This is a genomic window from Enhygromyxa salina, assembly GCF_000737335.2.
Classification (GTDB): domain Bacteria; phylum Myxococcota_A; class Polyangia; order Nannocystales; family Nannocystaceae; genus Plesiocystis; species Plesiocystis salina_C.
The window spans coordinates 1-20,955 of record NZ_JMCC02000014.1 but is presented as its reverse complement, the minus strand read 5'-3'; the positions used below and the strand labels follow the sequence as shown (position 1 = coordinate 20,955).

16 protein-coding genes are annotated in these 20,955 nt (G+C 68.5%); 14 read left to right on the top strand and 2 right to left on the bottom strand.

The window, feature by feature from the left end:
- The first annotated feature begins 31 nt into the window (after window positions 1-31).
- Genes glmM through DB30_RS43030 form a run of 3 tightly spaced genes read left to right on the top strand, consistent with a single transcriptional unit; the run spans window position 32 to window position 3,217 of the window.
- Window positions 32-1,393: a phosphoglucosamine mutase gene (gene glmM / locus DB30_RS07105; protein WP_052547308.1), complete on the top strand. Its 1,362-nt coding sequence runs from the start codon at window positions 32-34 to the stop codon at window positions 1,391-1,393.
- 32 nt (window positions 1,394-1,425) lie between these two features.
- Complete coding sequence (locus DB30_RS07100; protein ID WP_052547222.1) at window positions 1,426-3,015, top strand: bifunctional ADP-dependent NAD(P)H-hydrate dehydratase/NAD(P)H-hydrate epimerase; 1,590 nt, start codon at window positions 1,426-1,428, stop codon at window positions 3,013-3,015.
- Complete coding sequence (locus DB30_RS43030) at window positions 3,008-3,217, top strand: pentapeptide repeat-containing protein (RefSeq protein WP_165703656.1); 210 nt, start codon at window positions 3,008-3,010, stop codon at window positions 3,215-3,217. The genes DB30_RS07100 and DB30_RS43030 overlap by 8 nt, the downstream gene beginning before the upstream one ends.
- Here DB30_RS43030 and DB30_RS07090 read toward each other — a convergent pair.
- The gene (locus tag DB30_RS07090; protein WP_146658206.1) at window positions 3,175-4,848 is read right to left on the bottom strand and encodes a hypothetical protein; all 1,674 of its coding nucleotides are present in this window, start codon (window positions 4,846-4,848) and stop codon (window positions 3,175-3,177) included. The two genes, DB30_RS43030 and DB30_RS07090, sit on opposite strands and share 43 nt — an antisense overlap.
- Before the next feature lie 89 nt (window positions 4,849-4,937).
- Between DB30_RS07090 and DB30_RS07085 the strand changes: the two genes are divergently transcribed.
- The 4 genes from DB30_RS07085 to DB30_RS07070 all read left to right on the top strand — a co-directional run bounded on the left by DB30_RS07085 (window position 4,938) and on the right by DB30_RS07070 (window position 11,705).
- Entirely contained in the window at window positions 4,938-6,080 is a 1,143-nt protein-coding gene (locus DB30_RS07085) for a tetratricopeptide repeat protein (protein WP_146658205.1), read from the top strand.
- A gap of 101 nt (window positions 6,081-6,181) precedes the next feature.
- The gene (locus DB30_RS07080) at window positions 6,182-7,234 is read left to right on the top strand and encodes an ABC transporter ATP-binding protein (RefSeq protein WP_052547219.1); all 1,053 of its coding nucleotides are present in this window, start codon (window positions 6,182-6,184) and stop codon (window positions 7,232-7,234) included.
- Window positions 7,231-9,468, top strand: coding sequence for a Gldg family protein (locus DB30_RS07075; RefSeq protein ID WP_052547218.1), 2,238 nt, complete (start codon window positions 7,231-7,233; stop codon window positions 9,466-9,468). Before DB30_RS07080 ends, DB30_RS07075 begins: the two co-directional genes overlap by 4 nt.
- Window positions 9,465-11,705, top strand: a complete 2,241-nt coding sequence (locus DB30_RS07070; protein WP_146658204.1) for a hypothetical protein — start codon at window positions 9,465-9,467, stop codon at window positions 11,703-11,705. Before DB30_RS07075 ends, DB30_RS07070 begins: the two co-directional genes overlap by 4 nt.
- A 38-nt stretch (window positions 11,706-11,743) precedes the next feature.
- Here DB30_RS07070 and DB30_RS07065 read toward each other — a convergent pair whose 3' ends face one another.
- Window positions 11,744-12,484 (bottom strand): hypothetical protein, encoded by a 741-nt coding sequence (locus DB30_RS07065; protein ID WP_052547216.1) that lies wholly within the window; start codon window positions 12,482-12,484, stop codon window positions 11,744-11,746.
- 100 nt (window positions 12,485-12,584) lie between these two features.
- Here DB30_RS07065 and DB30_RS07060 point away from each other — a divergent pair, with 100 nt between their 5' ends.
- From DB30_RS07060 to DB30_RS41275, 7 genes are all read left to right on the top strand, one after another.
- Complete coding sequence (locus tag DB30_RS07060; RefSeq protein WP_146658203.1) at window positions 12,585-14,462, top strand: ABC transporter substrate-binding protein; 1,878 nt, start codon at window positions 12,585-12,587, stop codon at window positions 14,460-14,462.
- A gap of 578 nt (window positions 14,463-15,040) precedes the next feature.
- On the top strand, window positions 15,041-15,238 hold the full coding sequence (locus DB30_RS07055; RefSeq protein WP_052547214.1) for a hypothetical protein: 198 nt from the start codon (window positions 15,041-15,043) through the stop codon (window positions 15,236-15,238).
- 171 nt (window positions 15,239-15,409) lie between these two features.
- Window positions 15,410-16,423, top strand: a complete 1,014-nt coding sequence (locus DB30_RS07050; RefSeq protein WP_146658202.1) for a YicC family protein — start codon at window positions 15,410-15,412, stop codon at window positions 16,421-16,423.
- Window positions 16,413-17,051 carry a guanylate kinase gene (gmk, locus tag DB30_RS07045; RefSeq protein WP_052547212.1) on the top strand — a complete coding sequence of 213 codons (639 nt, stop codon included), beginning with the start codon at window positions 16,413-16,415 and terminating at the stop codon, window positions 17,049-17,051. The genes DB30_RS07050 and gmk overlap by 11 nt, the downstream gene beginning before the upstream one ends.
- Window positions 17,048-19,495, top strand: a complete 2,448-nt coding sequence (locus tag DB30_RS07040) for a RelA/SpoT family protein (protein WP_052547211.1) — start codon at window positions 17,048-17,050, stop codon at window positions 19,493-19,495. Before gmk ends, DB30_RS07040 begins: the two co-directional genes overlap by 4 nt.
- A gap of 86 nt (window positions 19,496-19,581) precedes the next feature.
- Entirely contained in the window at window positions 19,582-19,743 is a 162-nt protein-coding gene (locus tag DB30_RS07035; RefSeq protein ID WP_153258250.1) for a hypothetical protein, read from the top strand.
- Window positions 19,744-19,954: 211 nt separating this feature from the next.
- On the top strand, window positions 19,955-20,955 hold a 1,001-nt coding region (locus DB30_RS41275), incomplete at its 3' end, for a protein kinase family protein (RefSeq protein WP_477181443.1).

Below are 20,955 nucleotides of genomic sequence, written 5' to 3'. Positions count from 1 at the left end.
ACCCTTGCACGAGTTCCGCTATCACTGCGGCGTGGCCAAGCAACGCAAGCTGTTCGGTACCGACGGGATCCGCGGTCGCGCGAACGTCCACCCCATGACTCCAGACGTGGCGATGCGGTTTGGGATGGCCGTCGCTGCGCACTTTGGACGCGAGGGCAAGGTCGTTGTCGGAAAGGACACGCGGCGCAGCGGCTACATGCTGGAGACCGCGCTCGCGTCGGGGCTGTGCGCGCTGGGGGTCGACGTGATGTTGACCGGGCCGCTGCCGACGCCAGGGGTCGCGTACCTGGCCAAGTCGATGCGCGCCGACGCAGGGGTGGTGATCTCGGCCAGCCACAACCCGTTCGAGGACAACGGGTTCAAGCTGTTCGCCAACGATGGGTTCAAGCTGCCCGACGCGGTCGAGAGTCACATCGAGTCGTTGATGGAGCGGGGCGCCGTGGATGATCGCTTGGCCCACGGCGAGAACATCGGCAAGGCGTTTCGGCTCGAGGACGCGGGCGGCCGCTACATCACCCACGTCAAGCACGTGCTGCCGCAAGAGTTTGGGCTCGACGGGTTGCGCGTGGTCGTCGACTGCGCGCACGGGGCCGCCTACAAGATCGCACCGAAGATCTTCGAGGAGCTCGGGGCCGACGTCGTGCGGATCGGCGTCGAGCCCGACGGCACCAACATCAACGCTGGGTTCGGCGCGATGCACCCCGAGCAGCTGTCGCACGCGGTCCGGAGCTACCGGGCGGACTTTGGTGTGGCGCTCGACGGCGACGCGGATCGGGCGGTCGTGTGTGACAACCGCGGGCAGATCGTCGACGGTGACGCGCTGCTGGCGATCATCGGGCGCGATCTGGCGGCGCGCGGTCAGCTGACCGGCGACGCCGTGGTTGCGACGGTCATGTCGAACATCGGGCTCGAGCGCAGCCTCGCGCAGGTTGGCGTGAAGTTGGTGCGTACGCCTGTTGGAGATCGCTATGTCGTCGAGGCCATGCGCGAGCGCGGCTGCAACCTTGGCGGGGAGCAGTCGGGTCACTTGATCTGCCTCGAGCACGCGACGACCGGCGACGGCTTGGTCGCGGCGCTGAAGGTGCTCACCGTGATGGTGCGCGAGCAGAAGACGCTGGCAGAGCTGGCGGCGGTGATGACCCGATACCCGCAGGTCTCGCGCAGCTACCCGGTGGTCCGCAAGATCCCGCTCGCGCAGCTCGAGCGGGCCAACCGGGCGATCGCGGCGGTCGAGCAGCGGCTCGGTGATGAGGGCCGCGTGGTCGTGCGCTACTCGGGGACCGAGTCAAAGCTGCGCGTGATGGTCGAGGGGACCGACGAACGGGCGCTGACGCAGGCGGTGGAGGAGATCGCAGAAGTTGCGATTGCCGAGATCTCTGCCCACGTCAATTGAGATGTCCGTTCACGAGTGGTGTCGGAGAAACGATGACCTCAACACAGACCCACGTGCGAGCGTCGGCACCCGCCGCGCTGTGGACGGCGAGCACGGCTGCGGCTGCGGATCGCTACACGATCGATGTGCTGGGCATGCCGTCGTCGGTGCTGATCGAGCGCGCGGCGCTGTGCGTGAGCGCGGAGGTCGAGCGGCTGGCGGAGGCAGCAGGGGCCGCGCAGATCCTGATCTTGGTCGGGCCAGGCAACAACGGCGGCGACGGTCTGGCTGTTGCGCGTCAGCTGCATGGGCGCGGGCGCGAGGTGATCGCGGTGGTGGTGGGCGAGCGACACAACGCAGCCGTGGCGGCCCAGCTGGCCCTGGCGCGCGCGCACGGCGTCAAGATCGTCACGCAGCTACCCAAGCCGTCAGCTCGGGCGACGATCATCGTGGACGCGCTGCTTGGAACCGGCAGCCGCGGGGCGCCGCGGGGGGCCGTGGGCGAGGCGCTGCAGTGGTTGGGGGAGCTGGTCGAAGAACTTGGCCGCGAGCGTGTCCACGTGGTGGCGGTCGACCTCCCGAGCGGCGTCGATGTCGACTCGGGGGCAGTGGCGGGGGCCGTCGCGACTGCGGCGCTCACCGTCACGTTTCAACGCAGCAAGCCGGGTCTGCACCTGACCCCAGCCAGGGATCACATCGGTGAATTGGTGGTCGCCGAGATTGGCTTGGTCGCGAAGGTCGAAGCAGCCGAGCAGCGCGAGCCCGTCGAACTCATTGATCTCATCGAGCCGGGGTGGGTGGCCGCTCGTCTCGCGCGGCTGCCGAGCGCGGCGCACAAGGGACGGCGAGGTCACGTTGGTGTGATCGGCGGCGGAGGAGGGACGCCCGGCGCGGCGATCTTGGCCGCGACGGCGGCGATGCGCAGCGGGGCAGGGCTGGCCACGCTCGCGCCGAACGACGCTGACCTCCGCCGGGCGCTGATCGAGCTGCGCCCCGAGCTGATGCTCGCCGATCCAGACGATGCGTGGGTGATCCCGCAAGCTGACGCGCTCGTGGTCGGGCCGGGCCTGGTCGACCCCGATCAACGGGCGCTCGATCACCTGCATCACACGGACGCGCGACCCATGGTCTGGGACGCGAGCGGGCTCGACGAGTACGCAGGCGAGCCCGGCGCGGGTCCGCGAGTCGTGACGCCGCACCCCGGCGAGGCCGCCCGCATGCTCGCGCGCCTCGATCCGGGAGCTGGCTGGGACAACGCCCGGGTTCAAGCCGATCGACGCTTGGCGGCGCAGCGGCTCGCGGCGTTGACCGGCGCGGTCGTGGTGCTCAAAGGCGAGGGCACCTTGGTCAGCCAAGCCACATCGTCGCAGATGCGCTTGGCGATCTGTACGCGCGGGGGCCCTGCGTTGGCGACCGCAGGATCCGGCGACGTTCTCGCAGGCGTGATCGCGGCGCTGCTCGCCCGCGGTCTCGATTCATGGTCGGCGGCTTGCGTGGGCGTGGACCTGCACGCGGGCGCGGGCGACCGCCTGCGCGAGGACGGCACCCTCGCGATGGACATCGCCGAGATGCTGCCGACGGCGTTCAGCGAGGCGGCAGCGGGCCACAGCAGCATGCGCTGGCCGGCGTGGGTGCGTGGCTGAACCGGAAACCGCCCAGTTCAGCAGGGCCCAGTTCAGCAGGGCCCAGTTCAGCAGGGCCCAGTTCAGTAGGGCCCAGTTCAGTAGGGCCCAGTTCAGTAGGGCCCAGTTCAGTAGGGAAAGTTCAGGCCGAATGCCCGAACACCGAAGGCCACATACCGATCAGGGCCCGAGCTCGCCCGCAGGCGGCCCGCTGTCGAGATAGCGCTTGGGCTTGCTCGGCTCGGAGCACTGGGTTGCCCACGGCGTGGTGTCGATCGCGGACTGCGAGACAGACACGCAGACCGTTGTCGCGGGCGACGAGTACGCGTGCGAGTAGGGTTGCGGCGACTTGCAGCCGTCATCCGCACACACGATTGGGTCGGCGTCGGTGTCGAAGCCGAGCGTGGTGCCGCTGGCGACCGGCTGGATCCGACGCAGATCGAGGTGGCTGCCCTTGTCGTTGGCCTCGAGCAGCCACAGGGTCTCGTCGCCGCGGGGCAAGAAGCTGGCCCGCTCGTACGACAGATTCTTGGGGCCGCTGCCGGGGCCGCGCGCGGACAGGTCGTAGTCGCCGCGGACGACCGCCCAGGGCAAGGGGGGATGATCGTCCTGGTCGAGCTCGTAGCGGCGCGGCGGCACCGCTTGCAGCCGCCACTGCTGATCGCTGCCGGTCAGCGGCGTGAACACCTGGGTGTCACCCTGGTAGGCGTACACCGCCTCGTGCCCGCCTTCTTCGGCCTCGAAGTACATCGTGCCGTCGGATGCGAACCCTGCGAGCACGTGTCGCGTGGCGCTGGCGGGCCGGATCATGCAGGACTTTTGGTCGTCGAGGTTGCGCAGCGCGAGGTCCCCCCGCGTGGTGATGTAGGCCAGGTGTTTGCCGCCGGGCGAGACCGGGCTCAGGCCAGGCACGTCCTCGAGGGCGTTGAGCGAGGTGACGACCTCGCCGCTGAAGTTGGCGACGTGGTCGAGATCAGACACGGCGAACACGAGGGTCCGCGCGCCCGCTCCCGCACCTGTGGTTGCGATCACCTGGACGTCGGTTGGGACCTCGGCGTGGGGCTCGGTCGAGCCATCGATCTGCGCGGGTGAGGGGCCCTCGGTGATCATCACGCGCCGAAACTCGTCGCCGCTGGTGAGGTGCAGCGGATCTCCAACTTCGCCACCCGCGAGGATGTCGACGCGCCGCGCTGGGGCGACGCGCACGAGGTAGAGATCCTCGCGGCCTTCGTCGAGGCGCTCGCGCGCGACGATGTGGCGGTGACCCATCGCCACGACCCGCAGATCGTGACCTGCGCCAAGCTGAAACTGCTGGGCGGTCTCGGCTTCGGAGAGCTCGCCGACATACACAGCCCACAGCTCGCTGTCTGGTTCGGGGCCGGTCTTGCCGCCCATCGCGCGGCTTCGGTAGATCAGCCAGTCGCCGCCGCGCAGCGAGCCCACGATCTCGTCGATATTGCCGGGTACACCGAAGTCGGGCGCGATCTGGGGGCCCGACGCCGAGGTGTCGAGCTTGGGCGCGTCGAGATCGATCCGAAACGCGCCGGACCCAACCCGATACGTCAGCCAGCGGCCCGAGGCCGTGAGCATGAGCTGGTCGGGTGGGGCCCTGAGGGTCAGCGATTGGACCTCGAGCTCGGCGAAGCCGCAGTCCGCGTGGGCGCAGGTGCGGACGACCTCGACGTGGGCGCCGTCGCTGACGGCGATCACCGTGGGCCCTTGCCGCGCCAAGCTGCGCGTCTGGGTGCCGGTCAGGTCGATCTTGCCGCAAGGCTCGAGGTCGCAGGCGCCAAGCGAGCCCGCGATGGCGACCGCTGCTAGCCCTTGCAAGAACCCGACGCCTCTCTTACCCACGCAACGACGGTACAACAAAAGCTCGTGAGTGTGGCAACCTTCGACGGCTGCCAGTGTCCGGCCCCGAAGATGCCCCGAAGATGTCGTTGATGACCGCAAGGATCGCCTCCTCGAGTTTTTTTGCCTGTCTGTCCCTGTGTGTGGGCATGGGCCTGGTCGCGGGTTGCGGCAAGGACGCCGGAACAGCCGACGCCGGCCAGGCCGAAGCCGGCAAAAACGACGCCGGGGCCAAGCCCGATCAACCGGCCCCGCCGGCGTTGACCCAAGCCGAGCTCGAAGCGCTCTACGTGGCCAGCAAAGACCGCTTCGAAGCCACGATCGATCTGCCCGACGCGGCGTTCCGCGAGATCCAGGCGGACCTGATGCGGGTCGCGACCGAGGCCGAAGATGTTCACCTGCGGGCCAACGCGAGCTTGCTGCTTGGGGGCATCCACGAGGCTCGCAATGATCAGCGCTCGGCGATCTCGTTTTATCGCCAGGCGATCGAGCTGATCCCCGAAGAGGCTGCGCCCCACATCGTGCTCGCGTTGGCGCTGTCCAAAGATCAAAAATGGCCCGAGGCGATCGCCGAGCAGTGGATCGTCGTCGAGATGATCCCCGACGACCTCGTTGGCTGGCTGCTGCTCGGCGAGTTCTTGGTCAAGGGTGGCGATCTCGAGGAGGCCGCGCAGGTCTATGGAGCCTACGAGCTGCGTCGCAAGGGGCTACTCGATGGTCTGACGCTCAAGCACGATGGCGAATACGTCAAGGACGAGGCCGAGCGAGCAGCGTGCGCCGAGGCCCTGGCCCCCGCGGTCGACAACGGCACCGCGCTCGCCTTGCTGTACGTGCTCGACTCGGAGACCTCGCCGGTCGTCCGCGAGCGCGTGGCCGCGATCATGGGCGAGCAGCGCCTGATCGGATACAAAAAATTGCTCGAGGCCAAGCTCGCCACGGAGCCGGTGGCCGAGGTCAAGCAGGCGATCGAGTGGGCGCTGGCAGAGATCGAGCGCGACCCGGTCGAGACCGCGCCGGGCCCCATCCCCGAGACGATCGCCAAGCAGGTCGAAGCAGAGGCCGCAGCGCAGGCGGCCGCAGACCAAGCCGCGGCCGGCGAGGGCGAGGGCGAGGGCGAGGGCGAGGCTGATGCTGGCGCCGCCGCACAGGCTGGCGACGCAGCCGGAGCGAAGCCGGGGGACCCTGGCGCCGCCGACAGTGCGGCGGATCCCGCGACTGGCGCTGACCCCAAATGACACCAGAGTCCGCTGCCCACGGCCCTCGCCCGAGCTGAAAACACAAGCGCGCAGGCATTGGGGCTGAGGCTGCTTCGCGGTACACCTCCGCGAAGCGAGCCATGCCCGCACGTCCCCCCGCTTCACTCGAGGTCAGCAACCTGACCTTTCACTACCCGGGTTCCGAAGACCCGGCGCTGCATGGCGTCGGGTTTCGGGTGTCACCGGGCGAGCGGGTCGGTCTGCTTGGACCCAACGGAGCGGGCAAGAGCACGCTGATGCGCATCTGTTGCGGCTACCTGCCGGTCCCGCGTGGGCGTGACACGATCGTGCGCGTGGCCGACTACTCGGTCGCGACGCAGTCGCTGGCGGTCCGCGAGCTCGTTGGCTACTTGCTCGAGCAGGTCCCGCTCTACCAGGAGCTGCGCGTCCGCGAGCACCTGGAGTTTCGGGCCAGGATCAAGCGCGTGCCCCGGCGTGAGCGCGCGGCGGAGATCGAGCGGGTCGTCGGGCTGTCGGGTCTCGAGGGCATGGCCGAGACCCCGATCGCGCGGCTCAGCCGTGGCTATCGCCAGCGCGTGGGCATCGCAGATGCGTTGCTGGGATCGCCGCCCTTGGTCGTGCTCGATGAGCCGACCGTGGGTCTCGATCCCAACCAGGTCCAGGGGATCCGCACGATGCTCAAGAATCTGGGAGGCAATCAAACCCTGATCTTCAGCTCGCACATCTTGGCCGAGGTCGAGGCGCTGTGTGATCGGGTCATCATCTTGTCGCGCGGCCAGGTCGTGGCCGACGAGACCGTGAACACGGCGTTGGCGACCGACACGCTGTTCGTCGAGTGGTCGGGGGCCGACGGCGCCGCGATCCGGGCCTGCATCGAGGCGGCCTGGGCGTCGCTTGGGCGCGAGGATCCGCCCCAACTGGAGATCTCCCCCCGCGATCCTCGGGCGGCCCGGCCCAGCCCGCGCGAAGGCCAAGCGAAAGCGGGGACGCTCGGAAGCGTGGCGCTGCGTGCGGCCGTCACCAGCGACGGGGTCGCGATGGACGACCTGGCCGCCGCGATCGGTCGCGCGAGCCTCGAGGCCAACTTGCCGCTGGTCCGGCTCGAGCCTGGCCGTCGCCGGCTCGAAGAGCGCTTCGCCGTGGTCACCGGCTTCAGGGAGGGGGGCGGATGAACGCGCTGCTGCAGCAGGTCGGGCACTGGCTCCGCGGGACCTTGGCGATCACGGGCCGCGAGCTGTTGTCGCTGTTCGTGACCCCGCTCGCGTACCTGGTTGGGACCTTGTTCCTGCTCAACCAGGGCTGGAATTTTTCCGTGCTGTTGTCGGTGCTCAACCAGCCACTGGCGGCGCGCGGTCCGGTGATGCAGTTCTTCTTCGGCGGCAGCATCTTCATCTTCTGGCTGCCGGTGGTGTTCATCTGCTCCGCGGTGAGCATGCGCTTGATCGCCGAGGAACGGCGCCAGGGTACGCTCGAGGCGCTGCTGACGGCGCCGCTGCAGCCCTCGCAGGTGGTGATCGGCAAGTACCTGGGCGCGCTCGGGTTCTACGTGGCGCTGTGGTTGCCAACCGGGAGCTTCTACCTGCTCTTGCGAGGCGCCTCGGGGCCGACGATGGCCCCCGATCTGGGGCCGATCCTGAGCGGCTACCTGGGCACGTTCTTGGTCGGCGCCAGCTTCCTCGCGGTTGGGTTGGTGTTCTCGGCCTTCGCGCGCAGCCAGCTGGCGGCCGCGATCGGAACCTTCGTGAGCTGCACGATCGTGCTGCTCGCCGGGCTGCTGACCGACCAAGTCGACGTCTTCTTGGCCAAGATCCTCAGCTGGACCTCGCTGCTCGGGATGATGCAGGAGCTCGCCCAGGGCATCGTCGATGGTCGCTGGGTGTGGCTGCACCTCGCGGTCGTGATCGCGGCGATCTCGGTCGCGATCACGGCGATCAATCCGCGTCGCGACTGGCAGTCGGTCGTGCAGAGCGCCCTGGTGTGTGTCGCGGCGGGGCACCTCGCGGTGTTCGCCGGGCGCCACGCCGAGCGCGATGACTGGACGGCGGGTCAGGTCTACACGCTCTCGGATCGGGCCAAGGATGTCCTCGATCAGCTCGTCGGACCGGTCGACGTGGTCATCGTGGTGCCCGCGACGATCGGAAACGGCCGACCCAACCCGGTGCGCGGCGAGCTGCGCGAGGTGCTCACGCGCATGGGCGGCGCCGCGAAGCAGGGCGTGCTGCGGGTCAGCACGGTCGATCCCGACGTCGATCGGCAGGAGGCCGAGCGACTGATCGAGGACTTTGGCCTGAGCGGGCGCGAGCTGCCCGAGGGCGTGGTGTTGATCCGCGCGGGGCAGGGCAGCGGGCTCCGCCGCGCGCACCTGTTGCCCAACGAGCTGGTGACCTACGCGACCGGGCCCGAGGTCCAAGCCAACGGTCCGCGCGTGAAGTCGTTCCGCGGCGAAGAGGCGCTGCTCGGTAAATTCCTCGAGGTCTCGGATCCGCTGTCGATCGCGGTCTGCTACACGCAGGGGCACGGCGAGCCCGCGTTCGACGATCTCGAGCCCTTCAATGGCTACGCGCACCTGCGCGACCTCCTGCGTGACGCCAACCTCGAGACCAAGCTGGCCGACCTCGGCGACGACGCGGCGCTCGCCGAGTGCGACGTGCTGTTGATCGCCGGCCCAACCGGCGTGTTCGCGGCCGACGAGGTCGCGGCGATCCGGCGCTTCGCCGCGCGCGGAAAAGACCTGCTGATCTTGGCTGGGGCCAAGTACGTGCCGGGCAAGCCGATGCTGGCGGATCATGGCCTCGAGCCGCTGACCGCCGAGTACGGGATCCACTTCGGCGATCGTCTGGTCGTCGACCCACACGAGGTCCCTGGCGGGACCAGCAAGGTCGGGTTCACGGTCGTCGAGGGCTGGGCCGATCACGCGGCGGTGCGCAGCTTGGTGCTGCAGCCGGTCGCGCTGTTCGAGGTCCGCGAGCTGTGGGTCGACGGCGACGCTGTGGCCTTGGCGTCGTGCTCCGAGCAAGGGTGGGCGGAGTCTGGCTTGCTCGAGTTTCAGCTCAGCGGGAAGCTCGACCCCAGCGACGACGGTGACCGACGCGGGCCCATCCCGGTCGCGGCGGCGGGCGTGCGCGGTGACTCGCGGCTGGTCGTGGTCGCTTCGGATCACTTCGCGCTCAACGCTTGGCTGCGTGAAGACGTGGCCTACTCGCACAACCGCGATCTGATCTTGAACTTGATCGGGTGGCTGACCCAGCGCGAGGTGTTGATGGGCATCCGCCCGCGCGATCGCGAGCACGTCAAGCTGGTGCTGTTGCCCGAGCAGCTGCAGCGGATGACCTGGATGTGCCTGTTTGGGCTGCCGGGCTTTGCGATCGGTCTGGGCCTGCTCGTGTTGTGGAGGCGACGTCAGTGAGCGCCAACCGCAAGCCCTCGGCCGAGCACGACGTCGTGGTCGCGCGTCCGCGCAGCAAGTCGCGACGACGCGTGCGACAGCTCGGCCCGATCCGACCGCGTCCGGGGACCCTCGTCGCGCTCACGCTGGCTGGCCTCGCGATCGCCTTGGCGTGGGCGGACCCGTTCGCCAAGCCCGACGACGGCGCGCTGCTGGTCAACAATCGGCTCGGGGGTCGGCGGGTGTTTCCAACCTTGGTCGACGCCGATCCAAGCAAGGCCACGATCGAGCTGCAGGCAGCCGACGGGCCGGTGGTGCGGGTGGTCCCAACCCCCAACGGCGGCCACCAACTCATGCACGGGGACGAGGTGCTCGGCCCGGTCGCGGACGAGGACTTCGAGGGCCTGTGGTCATCGTTGCGCCTGGCGACCGCGCGGCGCTCGACCGGCAAGGTCAAGGGCGTGGGGCAGGGCGGGGTGATCCGCATCAGCCTCCCGGGGGAAAACCTCAAGCTCGAGCTCGGCAGCGCGGCGACGGGCGGCGGCGTGTACGGATCCTTCGAGGTCAACGGTGACACCTGGGTCGTGGAGACCGAGATGCTGACCCTGGTCGAGCAGCCGCCCAAGAGCTGGCTGTCGAAGCGGCTGCTGCCGGTCGACGTCGAGCGGGTGACGGGCCTCGCGTGGGGTGACGAGCTGATCTTGGGCCGCAGCGACGACGGGTTCTGGCGGGTGCGCGAGGGCGGAACCCCGGCGCTGTTGGCCACCGAGGCCGTCGAATTTCGGATCCGCAGGTTGCTGCGGGCCCAGCTCGATCCCTTCGTCGAGCGCGACGCGGTCGCCTCGGAGTCGCTGCGACCGTGGCTGGTCGTGACCACGCTCGACGGCAGCTCGCGCGCACTGCATCTGGGCGGCGCGTGCCCGGGTGATCCAAGCAAGCGCCTCGTCGATCGCGGGCCGGGCCTGCTCGGGTGCGTACCGGCCGAGTTGCTCGAGCGCTGGCCGCTGCTGTCGCCGGTGGCCGGGATGCTCGAGCCGCGACTGGTTCCCCACGACTATGGGCGAATCGTCGGGATCGATCTCGACGAGCCCGCCGCGCGCAAGCTGATGCGGCGCGGCGGCGAGTGGTTCTACACGGGCGAAGGCGAGACCGGGGTCGAGGCGATCCCAGAGGAAGAAGTGCGGCGCTGGTATCAGGCGCTGGGCCGGCTCGAGGTCGCGCTGCTGGCTGTCGAGTCGGGCGAGCCGGAGCTCGGGCCCGACGACGAGCCGCCGCCCGCGTTCGAGTGGTCGCCGGACTGGGTGCTGGTCGTGCACGCCGACACCGGCGAAGACCTGCGCGTCACGTGTGACCTGTCGGGTGGCGGCGCGCCGCTGTGTGTGCGCGATGACGGCCCGATGCTGCGGCTGTTGGGCGAGCTCCCGATCAACATGGTGTTCGACGCCGAGACCTTCGCCGCGCGCCGGCTGACGGAGATCAACCCCGGCGAGATCCGCGAGCTCGAGATCTTGCCGCCGCCAGACGTCGAGTCGCTCACAGTCCGGCAGAGCGTCCACGCCGACATGGGCGCGTGGCAGCTCGACGCGCCGCCGCACGTCGACGACAGCGGGGCGATCGACGACGTGCGGCTGGAGAACGTGCTGTGGGCGCTGCGTCAGCTCCGCGCCGAGGCCTGGGTCGAGGCGCCAGCGATGCCGCCGCTACGCCGGATCGTGGCCGAGATCGTGCCAGAACGAGGTCTGCGCCGCACCGTCACGGTCACCGTGTTTCCCGACTGCGTGGTCGAGGTCGAGGGCCACCGCCCCGCGTTCGTCAACAAGGCGTCCTGCGCGGCGCTGAATGAAGATCTGTTCTTCGATGATCCGCTGCGGTTTTGGCTCGAGCGATCTCGGGGCGTCGAGGTCAGCGAGGTCGGCAAGGAGCAGCGGGTGTTCTTGCGCAGGCGCGACCAAGAGTTCGTCACCAGCGACGATCAGCCCCTGCACGACGAGGCCCTCGAGCAGCGCCTGCGTGGCTGGATCGACTGGCGCTCCGATGGGATCCGTGCCGGACAGCCCGATGGTGAGGCCGCGTGGATGCTGGATGTGCGCCGCGACTTTGGCCCGCCAGCGCAGGTCGAGATCGGCGATGGTTGGGCGCGGCTGCGGGGCGCCGACTGGTACTACGTGGAGCGACCCGCGGGCGCGGCCGTCAACGAGTTCGCGCCCGGTGAAGCGTCGCGTGACGACTTCGATCCGGGCGCGATTGAGCTCGATTGAGTGTCCTCGACCCCGCGGGGTCGAGAACCCGACGGCGATCAGCCGCCGTCTTTTTTCTTCTTGACCGCTTCGGCTTCCTTCTGCATGCGGGCCTGCATCTCGGCGTTTTGCGCCTCGGTGGCCGCGACCGTCTGCGGATGCCAGTCGGAGTTTGGCGGGTAGATCCAGATCAGCTCGCCGCCGGACTCTGGATCGGGGTTGGGCGCCTTGTACGAGTGGAACTCGAGCAGGCCGTTGTCGTGGGCGAACCCCGAGTTCGAGAAGCGCTTGAACTCACCCGTGATCGTGTACTGCTTGCCAAGCTCGACGATGACGAGCGGCTGGTCTTCCCACTGCTTGAGCGTGTCCGTGTCCCACTCGGGGATGGGGAAGTGATAGTTCACGACCATCATCGCCCGCTTCTTGCCCTTCTCGTCCGGGCTGTCCGAGATCCAAAAGTGCGGCTGCTTGCCGGGCGGGCACAGCTGACCCTCGGGGCACTCGGGCGGGACATAGATCTCTTGCACGTAGCCCTTGACGACGACTTTCTGGCCGGCTTCGCCTTCCTTCAGGCGATCGTCGATGTCCTTGCGCAGGCCGAAGATCGAGTAGGCGCCGTCAGGGTCGCCTTCCCACTTCACGGGCGCACGGGCCTCGTCGAAGTCGGGCGCTGGGGGCAGCTCGACTTTGATATTGGGGAGCTCCTCCTCTTTTGGCGCCGTATCCTCGACTTTTTCGGCGCAGCCGAAAGTGAGGGGGGCGACGAGAGTGGCGAGAACGAAGGTGTTGCGGAACTTCATCGAGGGGCTGCCTCCGTCCCGACGGTGGTGGTCGGGCACCGGGAATCGCTGGCGGATTTGCCGCGTGGGCCCGTGTATCATGCCCTGGAGCTAAAAGTCCATGTGCAACACGCCGCAACACGCATCACTCGACTTGCGTCGGCGGTCCGAGTTCAGCAGCCTCGGGGTGATGAGGCTCGGGCTCGGGTGTGCACGTCGCGGCGTTCGTCGCCCCGCGGAGTTCGGCTTGCGGGTCGCGCTCGCGGCTGCGCTCGCGTTCACGGGCGCCTGCGGGGCTGAATCGGGCACGAACGAAAGCCGGGCAGGGGAGCCGGGCGCGGCCGGATCTGCTGGGCTCGGGCGGGCCGACGGAGCGGCGGACGATCCCGCGGACACTGCGCTGACCGAGGCCATAGCGATCGCGCTGCCGCAGCTGCCGCGGCGGCTCGATCCTCACGACGACCTCGAGCCGTGGGCGATGCGCATCGCAGAGGATCTGGTGTTCGAAGGGCTCGTTCGTCGCACGGGCGATCGCTACCCGTGGGCGGCGCCCGCGATCGCGGATCAGTGCGAGGTCGATCGTGAGTACGCCGTCGCCTCGATCACGTGTCACGTGCCGGCCGGGATCCGGTTCCACGACGGGACCGAGCTCACGATGGCGGACGTGGAGTACTCGCTGACGTACTGGCTCGACCGACGCCGCGTGTGGATCCGCCAGCGCCACGGGCTGACCAATTTCACGAGCGTGGAGATCGTCGATGGGCCTCGGGGCTCGGGCGAGCGGGACCCGGGCCGCTGGGTTCGGATCGGGCTCGCCAAGCGTGATCCCTTGGCACTCGAGGCGCTCGCGGCGATCAAGATCGTCCCGCGGGAGCTCCACCGCGGGCGCGAGGCAAATTTCGCGCAGCACCCGATCGGCACCGGGCCCATGGCGATCACCGTGCTTGGGCAGGATCGGGTCGTGGCCGAGCGCTTCGCCGACTACCACGATCCCGAGCGCCGCTCGGTCGCGCCGAAGATCGTGTTTCGGGCGATCGCCGACGGTGCTCATGCGCTCACGGCCCTGCGTCGCGGCGAGGTCCACCTGCTGCCCGAGCTGTCGCCCGTCCACGTCCCCGTCGAGCTCGGCAAGCCAGGGATGTCGGGCCGCTTCGCCGCCTGGATCGTCAGCCCTCCGCAGTACGATCTGCTGCTGTGGAACGTCGCTAGCGGGGTGCAGGCGAACGCCCCGCTGCGCGGGGTGATGCATGACGCGCTGCCGATCTCCGCGATCGCTCGTGAGGTCTACGGTGCCCCGGGGTTGGCAGCGGCCGCGCCGATCGATCTGCATGATCCGACCCCGATCGATCTCGAGGCGCTCGAGGACATCAAGCTTGGCGAGCCGGTCCGCGGCGGGCTGCTGGTCATGCCGTCACTCGACGACGACATCACGGCGCTGGTGGGCGCCGCGGCCGGCCTCGACGCGCTCGAGTGGCCCTTGGAGCAAGGCATCCGGCGTCGCCCCGGCGGATCGCTGCGCCTCAGCGTGACCTGGGACGCCCGCAGCGGTCGGCCGGCTGCGATCGTCGCGCGAATCGCCGCGGCCTGGGAGTCGATCGGGGTGGTCACCCCCGAGGCGACCGCCGGCTGGAACTACGTGCTGGTGTTGCTGGGCAAGGGCGAGTTCAAGACCGCCTTGCTGCACTTTGGCGGGCACAGCGACGAGGATCTCTACGAGCTGTTTCACAGCCGCGGCGCCATTAATTTTTCTGGCGTCGCGGACGAGGACCTCGATCGTGCGCTGTCGGACTACCGGGGCGCCCCGGACCGGGCCGCGCGTGATCTGGCCAAGCAGCGGATCTCGGAGCGCCTCGCGCAGCTGCGAGTCGTGTCGATCCTGCACGCCCCGACCCACGTGATGCTGGCCTCTCGGCGCCTGACCGGGATCGAGTTCGTCGACGACATCCCGCGCCTCGATCGCCTGGGCCTGCTCGCCGGCGACATCGAGTGGGGGACCTAAACGACCCCACCTAGAGGGCCACAACCGGACACGTAAATGGAGAGGCACCCACCCAACTCCAGGTGCCCAGACGAGAGCCCCCTTCGAGGGGGCCAATCATGCCCCCGCGAACAAACGGCCCCTTGGGAGCGAGCGAAGCGAGTGACCACGAAGTGCGAAGGCGCCTGCGGAGGTCACAACCGGACACGTAAATGGAGAGGCACCCACCCAACTCCAGGTGCCCAGACGAGAGCCCCCTTCGAGGGGGCCAATCATGCCCCTGCGAACAAACGGCCCGTTGGGAGCGAGCGAAGCGAGTGACCGCGAAGTGCGAAGGCGGCTGCGGGGGTCTAAAAAGCACACTGAACGCCCAAACCCTGAACAGCTGGGGAATTCGTACAGTAGTCCGCAAAACTTGTCGTTTTCTTTCGGACGTGCCGCGGCCCTCGTACAAGCGAGGAGCAGCGAACGCCCGCGACGATCGAACGCCAGGGAAGACCCACCCGTCCACCGACCCAGGTGGAGCACTCGAGCGGCGCGCGGCATGACCCGACAGCTCCAGCCTTCGCTGGGCTGCCGCGAGCGAGAGGTACAAACCGATGACCAGCGTGATCCTGTTGTTTTCCCTTCTGACCCCCAACCACCTCCAGGACTACGCCAGCGAATTGCTGGTGCCGGACACCACGGAGCCACACTGTGACGTGATCGATCGGATGCTCGCCAAGTACGACGCCGAGTACGAGATCGAGCTCGCGGTCGAGGCCGCGACGCGGGTGTTCTCTTCCTCCACTCGGTAGTTGAGCCGATCTCCCCACGTCCGGCGATGCCGGCTCGCGCTCGGCCTGTGGCCTGAGCGCGGGTCGGCATCGGCAGTTTCAGCTCAGGCGAGGGCTTCTCGGCCGCTTGCAGACACCTTCGTGGGCTGGTTCACCCTCCGGCAGCGGCCCGTTCACAAGCTGGACCCGCGCGTGGATCGGCCCGTCGCCAGCTTGCCGGCTGCTCGCAAAACCAGCACCCTGTTCAGCGTGCCGATCCTCAGCATGACCGGGTTCGGCGTGTCCGACTGCGCATGGACCGAGCGAGGCGTGCGTGTCCACGTCGAGCTGCGCTCGGTCAACGCCCGCTACCTCGAGCTCAAGCTCCGCCAGCCGTTTGGGGTGGCCGTCGAGCATCGGATGCGTCGCAACGTGGAAGCTCGACTCGGACGCGGGCGCGTCGACGTCTCGGTTCGCGTCGAGGGTGCGGGCGAGGTCGTCGAGGATCCCCTGGCGAGCCTTGGCATCGAGCGCCAGCAGGTCGCCGCGCTGGTCCGTGCGCTGAGCTCGTTGGGCGAGGAGGCGGCTCACGCATCGTTCGAGCTCTCGCCCCCAACGTCCTTGGATTTACTGCGGTTTTTGGCGACGAGCCAAGCATCATCACGGGCGGGGTCGGGGGCGAGCGACGAGGCCCCGGCGTTCCTCGACGAGCTCGTCGACGAGGCGTTGGCCAAGTTGGTAGCGATGCGCAGCGTCGAGGGGGAGTCGCTCGCGGCGACGCTCGCTGCGCTGTACGACGAACTCGAAGCCCAGATCGCCCAGGTCGCCCAAACCGTCGAGCCCGAGGGGGAGCGGTTGCTGGTCCAACTCACATCCCGCTGCGAGGACCTGCTCGGGCGTGTCGCCACGAGCCAAGTCGGAGGGTCGACCGTCGCCGCGCAGGTCGATCGAGATCGCCTCGCGCAGGAGCTCGCGGTGTTGGTCCTGCGCGGCGATGTCAGCGAAGAGCTGGCCCGGATCGCCAGTCACCTCGAGCAGGCGCGCTCTGTGTTGGCGGCCGCGCCCGAGGTCGGCCAGGGCAAGACCCTGGATTTCCTCAGTCAAGAATTGCTCCGCGAGGTCACGACGATCGGGAGTAAAATCACCAGCCACGGTGGCAGCGCGGTCGTGATCAACGCCAAGCGCACCATCGAGCGAATTCGTGAGCAGGTTCAGAATGTCGAGTGAGCGCCCCCGTGGTCTGTTGTTGGTCGTTAGCTCGCCCTCCGGGGCTGGCAAGACCACCCTGTGCAACCGGCTCCGCGAAGAGTTTCCCAGCATCGGTTTTTCGGTCAGCTACACGACCCGCAAGCCGCGGCCCGGCGAGACCGACGGCGTCGAGTACCACTTCGTCAGCGGCGAGCGCTTCCAAGAGATGATCGCCGACGACGAGTTCGCCGAGTACGCGATGGTCCACGGCAACATGTACGGGACCGCTGCTGGCCTGGTGTCGACGGCGCTCGCGAACGGTCGCGACATCTTGTTCGACATCGACTTTCAGGGTGGTCGACAGCTGCGCCGCAGCTTCCCCGAAGAGGTCGTGTTGGTGTTCATCCTGCCGCCGTCGCTGCGCGAGCTCGAGCGCCGACTCCGCCGGCGTGCGACGGACTCGGACGAGGTGATTGCACAGCGGCTCAAAGTGGCTCGGTCCGAGCTCGCGCACTACGATGAGTACGACTACTTGATCGTGAACGACGAGCTAGATCGGGCCTACGACGCCCTGCGGGCGGTCTACGTGGGTGCGCTGCACCGGCGCCAGCGTCAGGCTGCGGTCGCCCAGCAGCTGATCGAGGGTCAGGAGGAGCTACCCTGGTGAGCGCCCCGCCAGCACCACACGCCAAAGCCAAGCCGGAGACCGACGAGGCGGCGCTCGCGACGGGCGAGCCGGATCCGGCCCAGTCCGATCCGCACCTCGATCGACTGGATCCCTTCGAGGCGTCGAGCGGCGAGTACATGATCGGCGGGGATCCGCTGGTCGGGCAGGGCGCGGCCGAGGTCCTGCTCGCGCGCGAGTTCCAGCACCTCGCCACCGAGGTCCGGCGGCGGCTCGACGTCGAGACCTTCGAGCAGGTGCGCGAGGCCTTCGAGCTGGCAGAGAGCTGTCACGCCGGCCAGATGCGCAAGAGCGGCGATCCGTACCTGGTTCACCCGCTGCGGGTCGCCCGAATGATCGCGGGCCTCGGGCTCGACGGGCCCAGCGTGGTCGCTGGCATCCTTCACGACACCGTCGAAGACTCGGAGCTGACGGTGTTCGATCTGACCGAGCGCTTCGGTCGCGAGATCGCGCTGCTGGTCGACGGTGTCACGAAGCTCGGCAAGGTCCCGTACCTGTCGCGCCGCGAGAACCAGGCCGTCAGCTTCCGCAAGCTGTTGGTGGCCATGAGCCGCGACATTCGGGTGTTGGTGGTCAAGCTGTGCGACCGCGTGGACAACATGCGCACGCTGGACGCGATGCCGCCGTCCAACCAGCGCCGCATCGCGCAAGAGACCGCCGACATCTACGCGCCGCTGGCCCGGTTGCTTGGCATCGACTGGATCCGCCGCGAGCTGGCTGATCTGTCGTTTCGCTACCTCGAGCCGGTCGCCGCCAAAGAGATCCGCGCGCAGATGGTCGCGATGCTCACGGCCGAGCCCATGCACATCGATCGTGGCCTCGAGCTGCTGCGCGACGCGTTTGCCGGGGACTCGAGCGATCTGGTCGGGGTCAGGCCGGCCGGCCCTGGCAACTTGCGCAGCGGCGACGTCGAGCTGCGCCCGTGGCGGCGCGAGCTGTTTGGCGCGGTCGAGTTTCGCGCCAGCGTGCTCACCCCCCAAGAAGTGCATGAGCTGCGCAACCGCGGTCGGTCCGTGGAGAAGTTGCGTGACATGGTCACGTACCAGGTGATCACCGCGGATCGGGACGCTTGCTACTTGGCGCTTGGTCACATTCACGCGCGCTTCAAGCCGATCCCGGGGTCGATCCGCGACTACATCGCGCTGCCGCGGGCCAACCGCTATCAGGGCCTGCACTCGCAGGTGCTCGATCGCGACGCGGTCCGCCTGTACCTGGAGATCCGCTCGCGCGAGATGGACGCGGTGGCCGAGCGGGGGGTGGTCGTCGATCTCCAGCGCGGGCTGCAGGCGAGCGAGCTTGGCTGGCTGCGCGAGCTGATGGGCTGGCAGGCCCAGGTCGAAGATCCCACCGAGTTCATCGAGGCCGTCAAGCGCGAGCTGTTCGCGGACCAGGTGTTCGTGTTCACGCCCGACGGCGATCTCAAGACCTTTCCCAAGGGCGGCACGCCGATCGACTTTGCGTTCGCCGTCCACACCGACGTGGGGCTGCACGCCGCGGGCGCTCGGGTCAACGGGCAGGTCGTGCCGCTGCGCTATCGCCTGCGCCAGGGTGACACGGTCGAGATCCTCACGGACCCCAAGGTCGAGCCGCGCGATGAGTGGCTCGACATCGTGGCGACCTCGCGCGCGAAGGCCCGGATCAAGCAGTTCTTGCGTCAGCGCGCGCGTTCGCTGGCGATTGAGACCGGCCGCTCGCTGCTGCGCCAGCGGCTCGAGACCCGCAGCATCGATCTCGGTGAGCTCGAGACGGCGGGCGGGCTCGAAGCCAAGCTCGAGGGGTTGGGGATCGGCCAAGAGCGGGGGGTCGATCGCCTGTATGAGCTGATCGGCGACGGCGACATGCGGATCGGGCAGGTGGTCCGCGCGCTCGACCCCGAGCCGGCCTCGAGCGAGAGCATGCTGGGCCGGCTGTTTCGACCGTTTCGCCGCCGTCCCGACGAGGCCCGAGAACCGCGCGCGGGCGAGGCTGGCGGGGCGCCGATCGAGATCGACGAGTCCCGGATCGAGGGCGGCTTCATCCAGCTGGCCAGCTGTTGCTCCCCGTTGCCAGGCGATCCCATGACAGGCTTCCGAATTCCGAGTCGGGGCATTGTCGCGCATGTTCAGGGCTGCCCGGTCGCGGTCGACGAGCTGCACGAGCGGGCGTTCTTGGCGTGGGGTGCTGGATTCGAGACGGAGCGGCCGGTGACCGTGCGCGTTCGCACGGCGAACACCGTGGGGCTGCTGGCCGAGATGAGCCGGGCGTTCTCGGCGACCGGGCTGAACATCAAGCAGGCGAATTGCCGCGCCTACGAGGACGGCCGCTTCGCCCTCAATACCTTTCATGCGACGGTGGGCTCGCTCGAGCAGCTCGAGACCCTGTTGGATCACCTGCGCGAGGTCAACGGTGTGATCAGCGTCGAACGGGTGTTTTCGGAGCCCGATTGACAAGCGGCCGGCCCACGGTTATCTGACCGTCCCTCGCCGAAGGGCGTTGCGAGGCGCCCACGGTTGAGCGAGAAAGCGAGCACGACATGGCCTCCGATACCAATATCCTCCGACGCAAGCGCAAGCGCCGTCACAAGAACGCCGGGCATGACCGCAAGGTCAAGCAAAGCCGCAAGAGCACGCTCTCGGCTGCCGAGCTGTTCGCTGCTTGTGGCGAGCCGGGTCAGTCCGCGCCCAAGACCGACTGAGCGCCAAGCTCAAACGCCAGCAAGAACCAGATCCGGGGAGCCCAGCGCTCGCCCGGATTTTTGCTTTGGAGCGGAGATCTGTCTTCCGCTCGGGCGAGGGCTTCTCGCCCGTAGAGCGCCGAATGAAACCGGAGTTCCTTGATCCGGCGTGGGGCCAGCGCGTAGTGTGCTCAGGCAAACCACCGGTGTGATCATCGGTGTGGACCAAGCAATGACGACACCTTCGCCTGAGCTCTCCCCGGGAATCGTGATCGACGGCCACACCATTGGTTCGAAGATCCGCGTGCGATCGGGCGCCGCCACCTACCTCGCCACGGATCCGCAAGGCGGCGATGTTCACCTCACCGTCTACGCGCCGGAGTGCTTCTCTTCAACGCTGATCCGTGAGCGATCCTTGCGAGAGCTCCGCCAGCTCGAGGGCGTCGACGTGCCCGAGATCGTCAAGGTGCTCGGTTCGGGCAAGCTCGAAGATGGTGGGGTGTACGAGGTCAACGAGCCCGTCACCGGCGAGGCGCTCGAGACCGCGGGGCAGCTCGCCACCGACGTGATGGGGGCGACCGTGGCCGGGGTTGGCCGGGCGTTGTTGGCTGCCCAAAAGGTGGGCGTCATCCATCGCAACCTCGGGACCAACGTGGTGTTCAGCACTGCGAACGGGCTCAAGGTGCTGGGCTTCGCGGTTGGCGAGCCGCAAGGTGGCGCGGCGCATGGGGCGATCAACTCGATCGCGCCCGAGCAGGTCACCGGCAAGGTCGTCGATCAACGCACGCTCATCTACAACCTCGCCGCCATGGCGCATCAGCTGTTGAGCGGCCAGCCGTTGTTTGACGGGACCCCGCAAGAGAAGCTCGATCTGCACGCCAACCGCGAGGCCGCCAGCGTCGATCCGATGCTCAAGCGGGCCCTGAGCAAGGACGCCCGCATGCGCCCGATGATGCTCAAGCAATTTCTGAGTGAGTTCAGCAAGCTCTCGGGGGAGACGTCGGGTTCGTCGAAGCCGGCGCCCGCTGCAGGGCCAGCGGCCAAGCCGTCGACGCGCGGATGGACGATGTTCATGGAGGCGCAAGAGGCTGCGCCGGGAGCCAGCCCGGCGCCCGCTCCCGCTCCTGCGGCTTCTGCTGCGATGGTCACTCCAAGCGCGCCCGCGCCCAGCCCCGTCGCACCCAGTCCGATTGCGCCAGCCCCGGCCCCGGCCGCCCCAGCACCGGCACCCGC

Coding starts and splice junctions, on each gene's coding strand:
- DB30_RS07100 (WP_052547222.1), top strand. CDS start 1,426: ATGACCTCAACACAGACCCACGTGCGAGCGTCGGCACCCGCCGCGCTG.
- DB30_RS07085 (WP_146658205.1), top strand. CDS start 4,938: ATGACCGCAAGGATCGCCTCCTCGAGTTTTTTTGCCTGTCTGTCCCTG.
- DB30_RS07080 (WP_052547219.1), top strand. CDS start 6,182: ATGCCCGCACGTCCCCCCGCTTCACTCGAGGTCAGCAACCTGACCTTT.
- DB30_RS07075 (WP_052547218.1), top strand. CDS start 7,231: ATGAACGCGCTGCTGCAGCAGGTCGGGCACTGGCTCCGCGGGACCTTG.
- DB30_RS07065 (WP_052547216.1), bottom strand. CDS start 12,484: ATGAAGTTCCGCAACACCTTCGTTCTCGCCACTCTCGTCGCCCCCCTC.
- DB30_RS07060 (WP_146658203.1), top strand. CDS start 12,585: ATGTGCAACACGCCGCAACACGCATCACTCGACTTGCGTCGGCGGTCC.
- DB30_RS07055 (WP_052547214.1), top strand. CDS start 15,041: ATGACCAGCGTGATCCTGTTGTTTTCCCTTCTGACCCCCAACCACCTC.
- gmk (WP_052547212.1), top strand. CDS start 16,413: ATGTCGAGTGAGCGCCCCCGTGGTCTGTTGTTGGTCGTTAGCTCGCCC.
- DB30_RS07035 (WP_153258250.1), top strand. CDS start 19,582: ATGGCCTCCGATACCAATATCCTCCGACGCAAGCGCAAGCGCCGTCAC.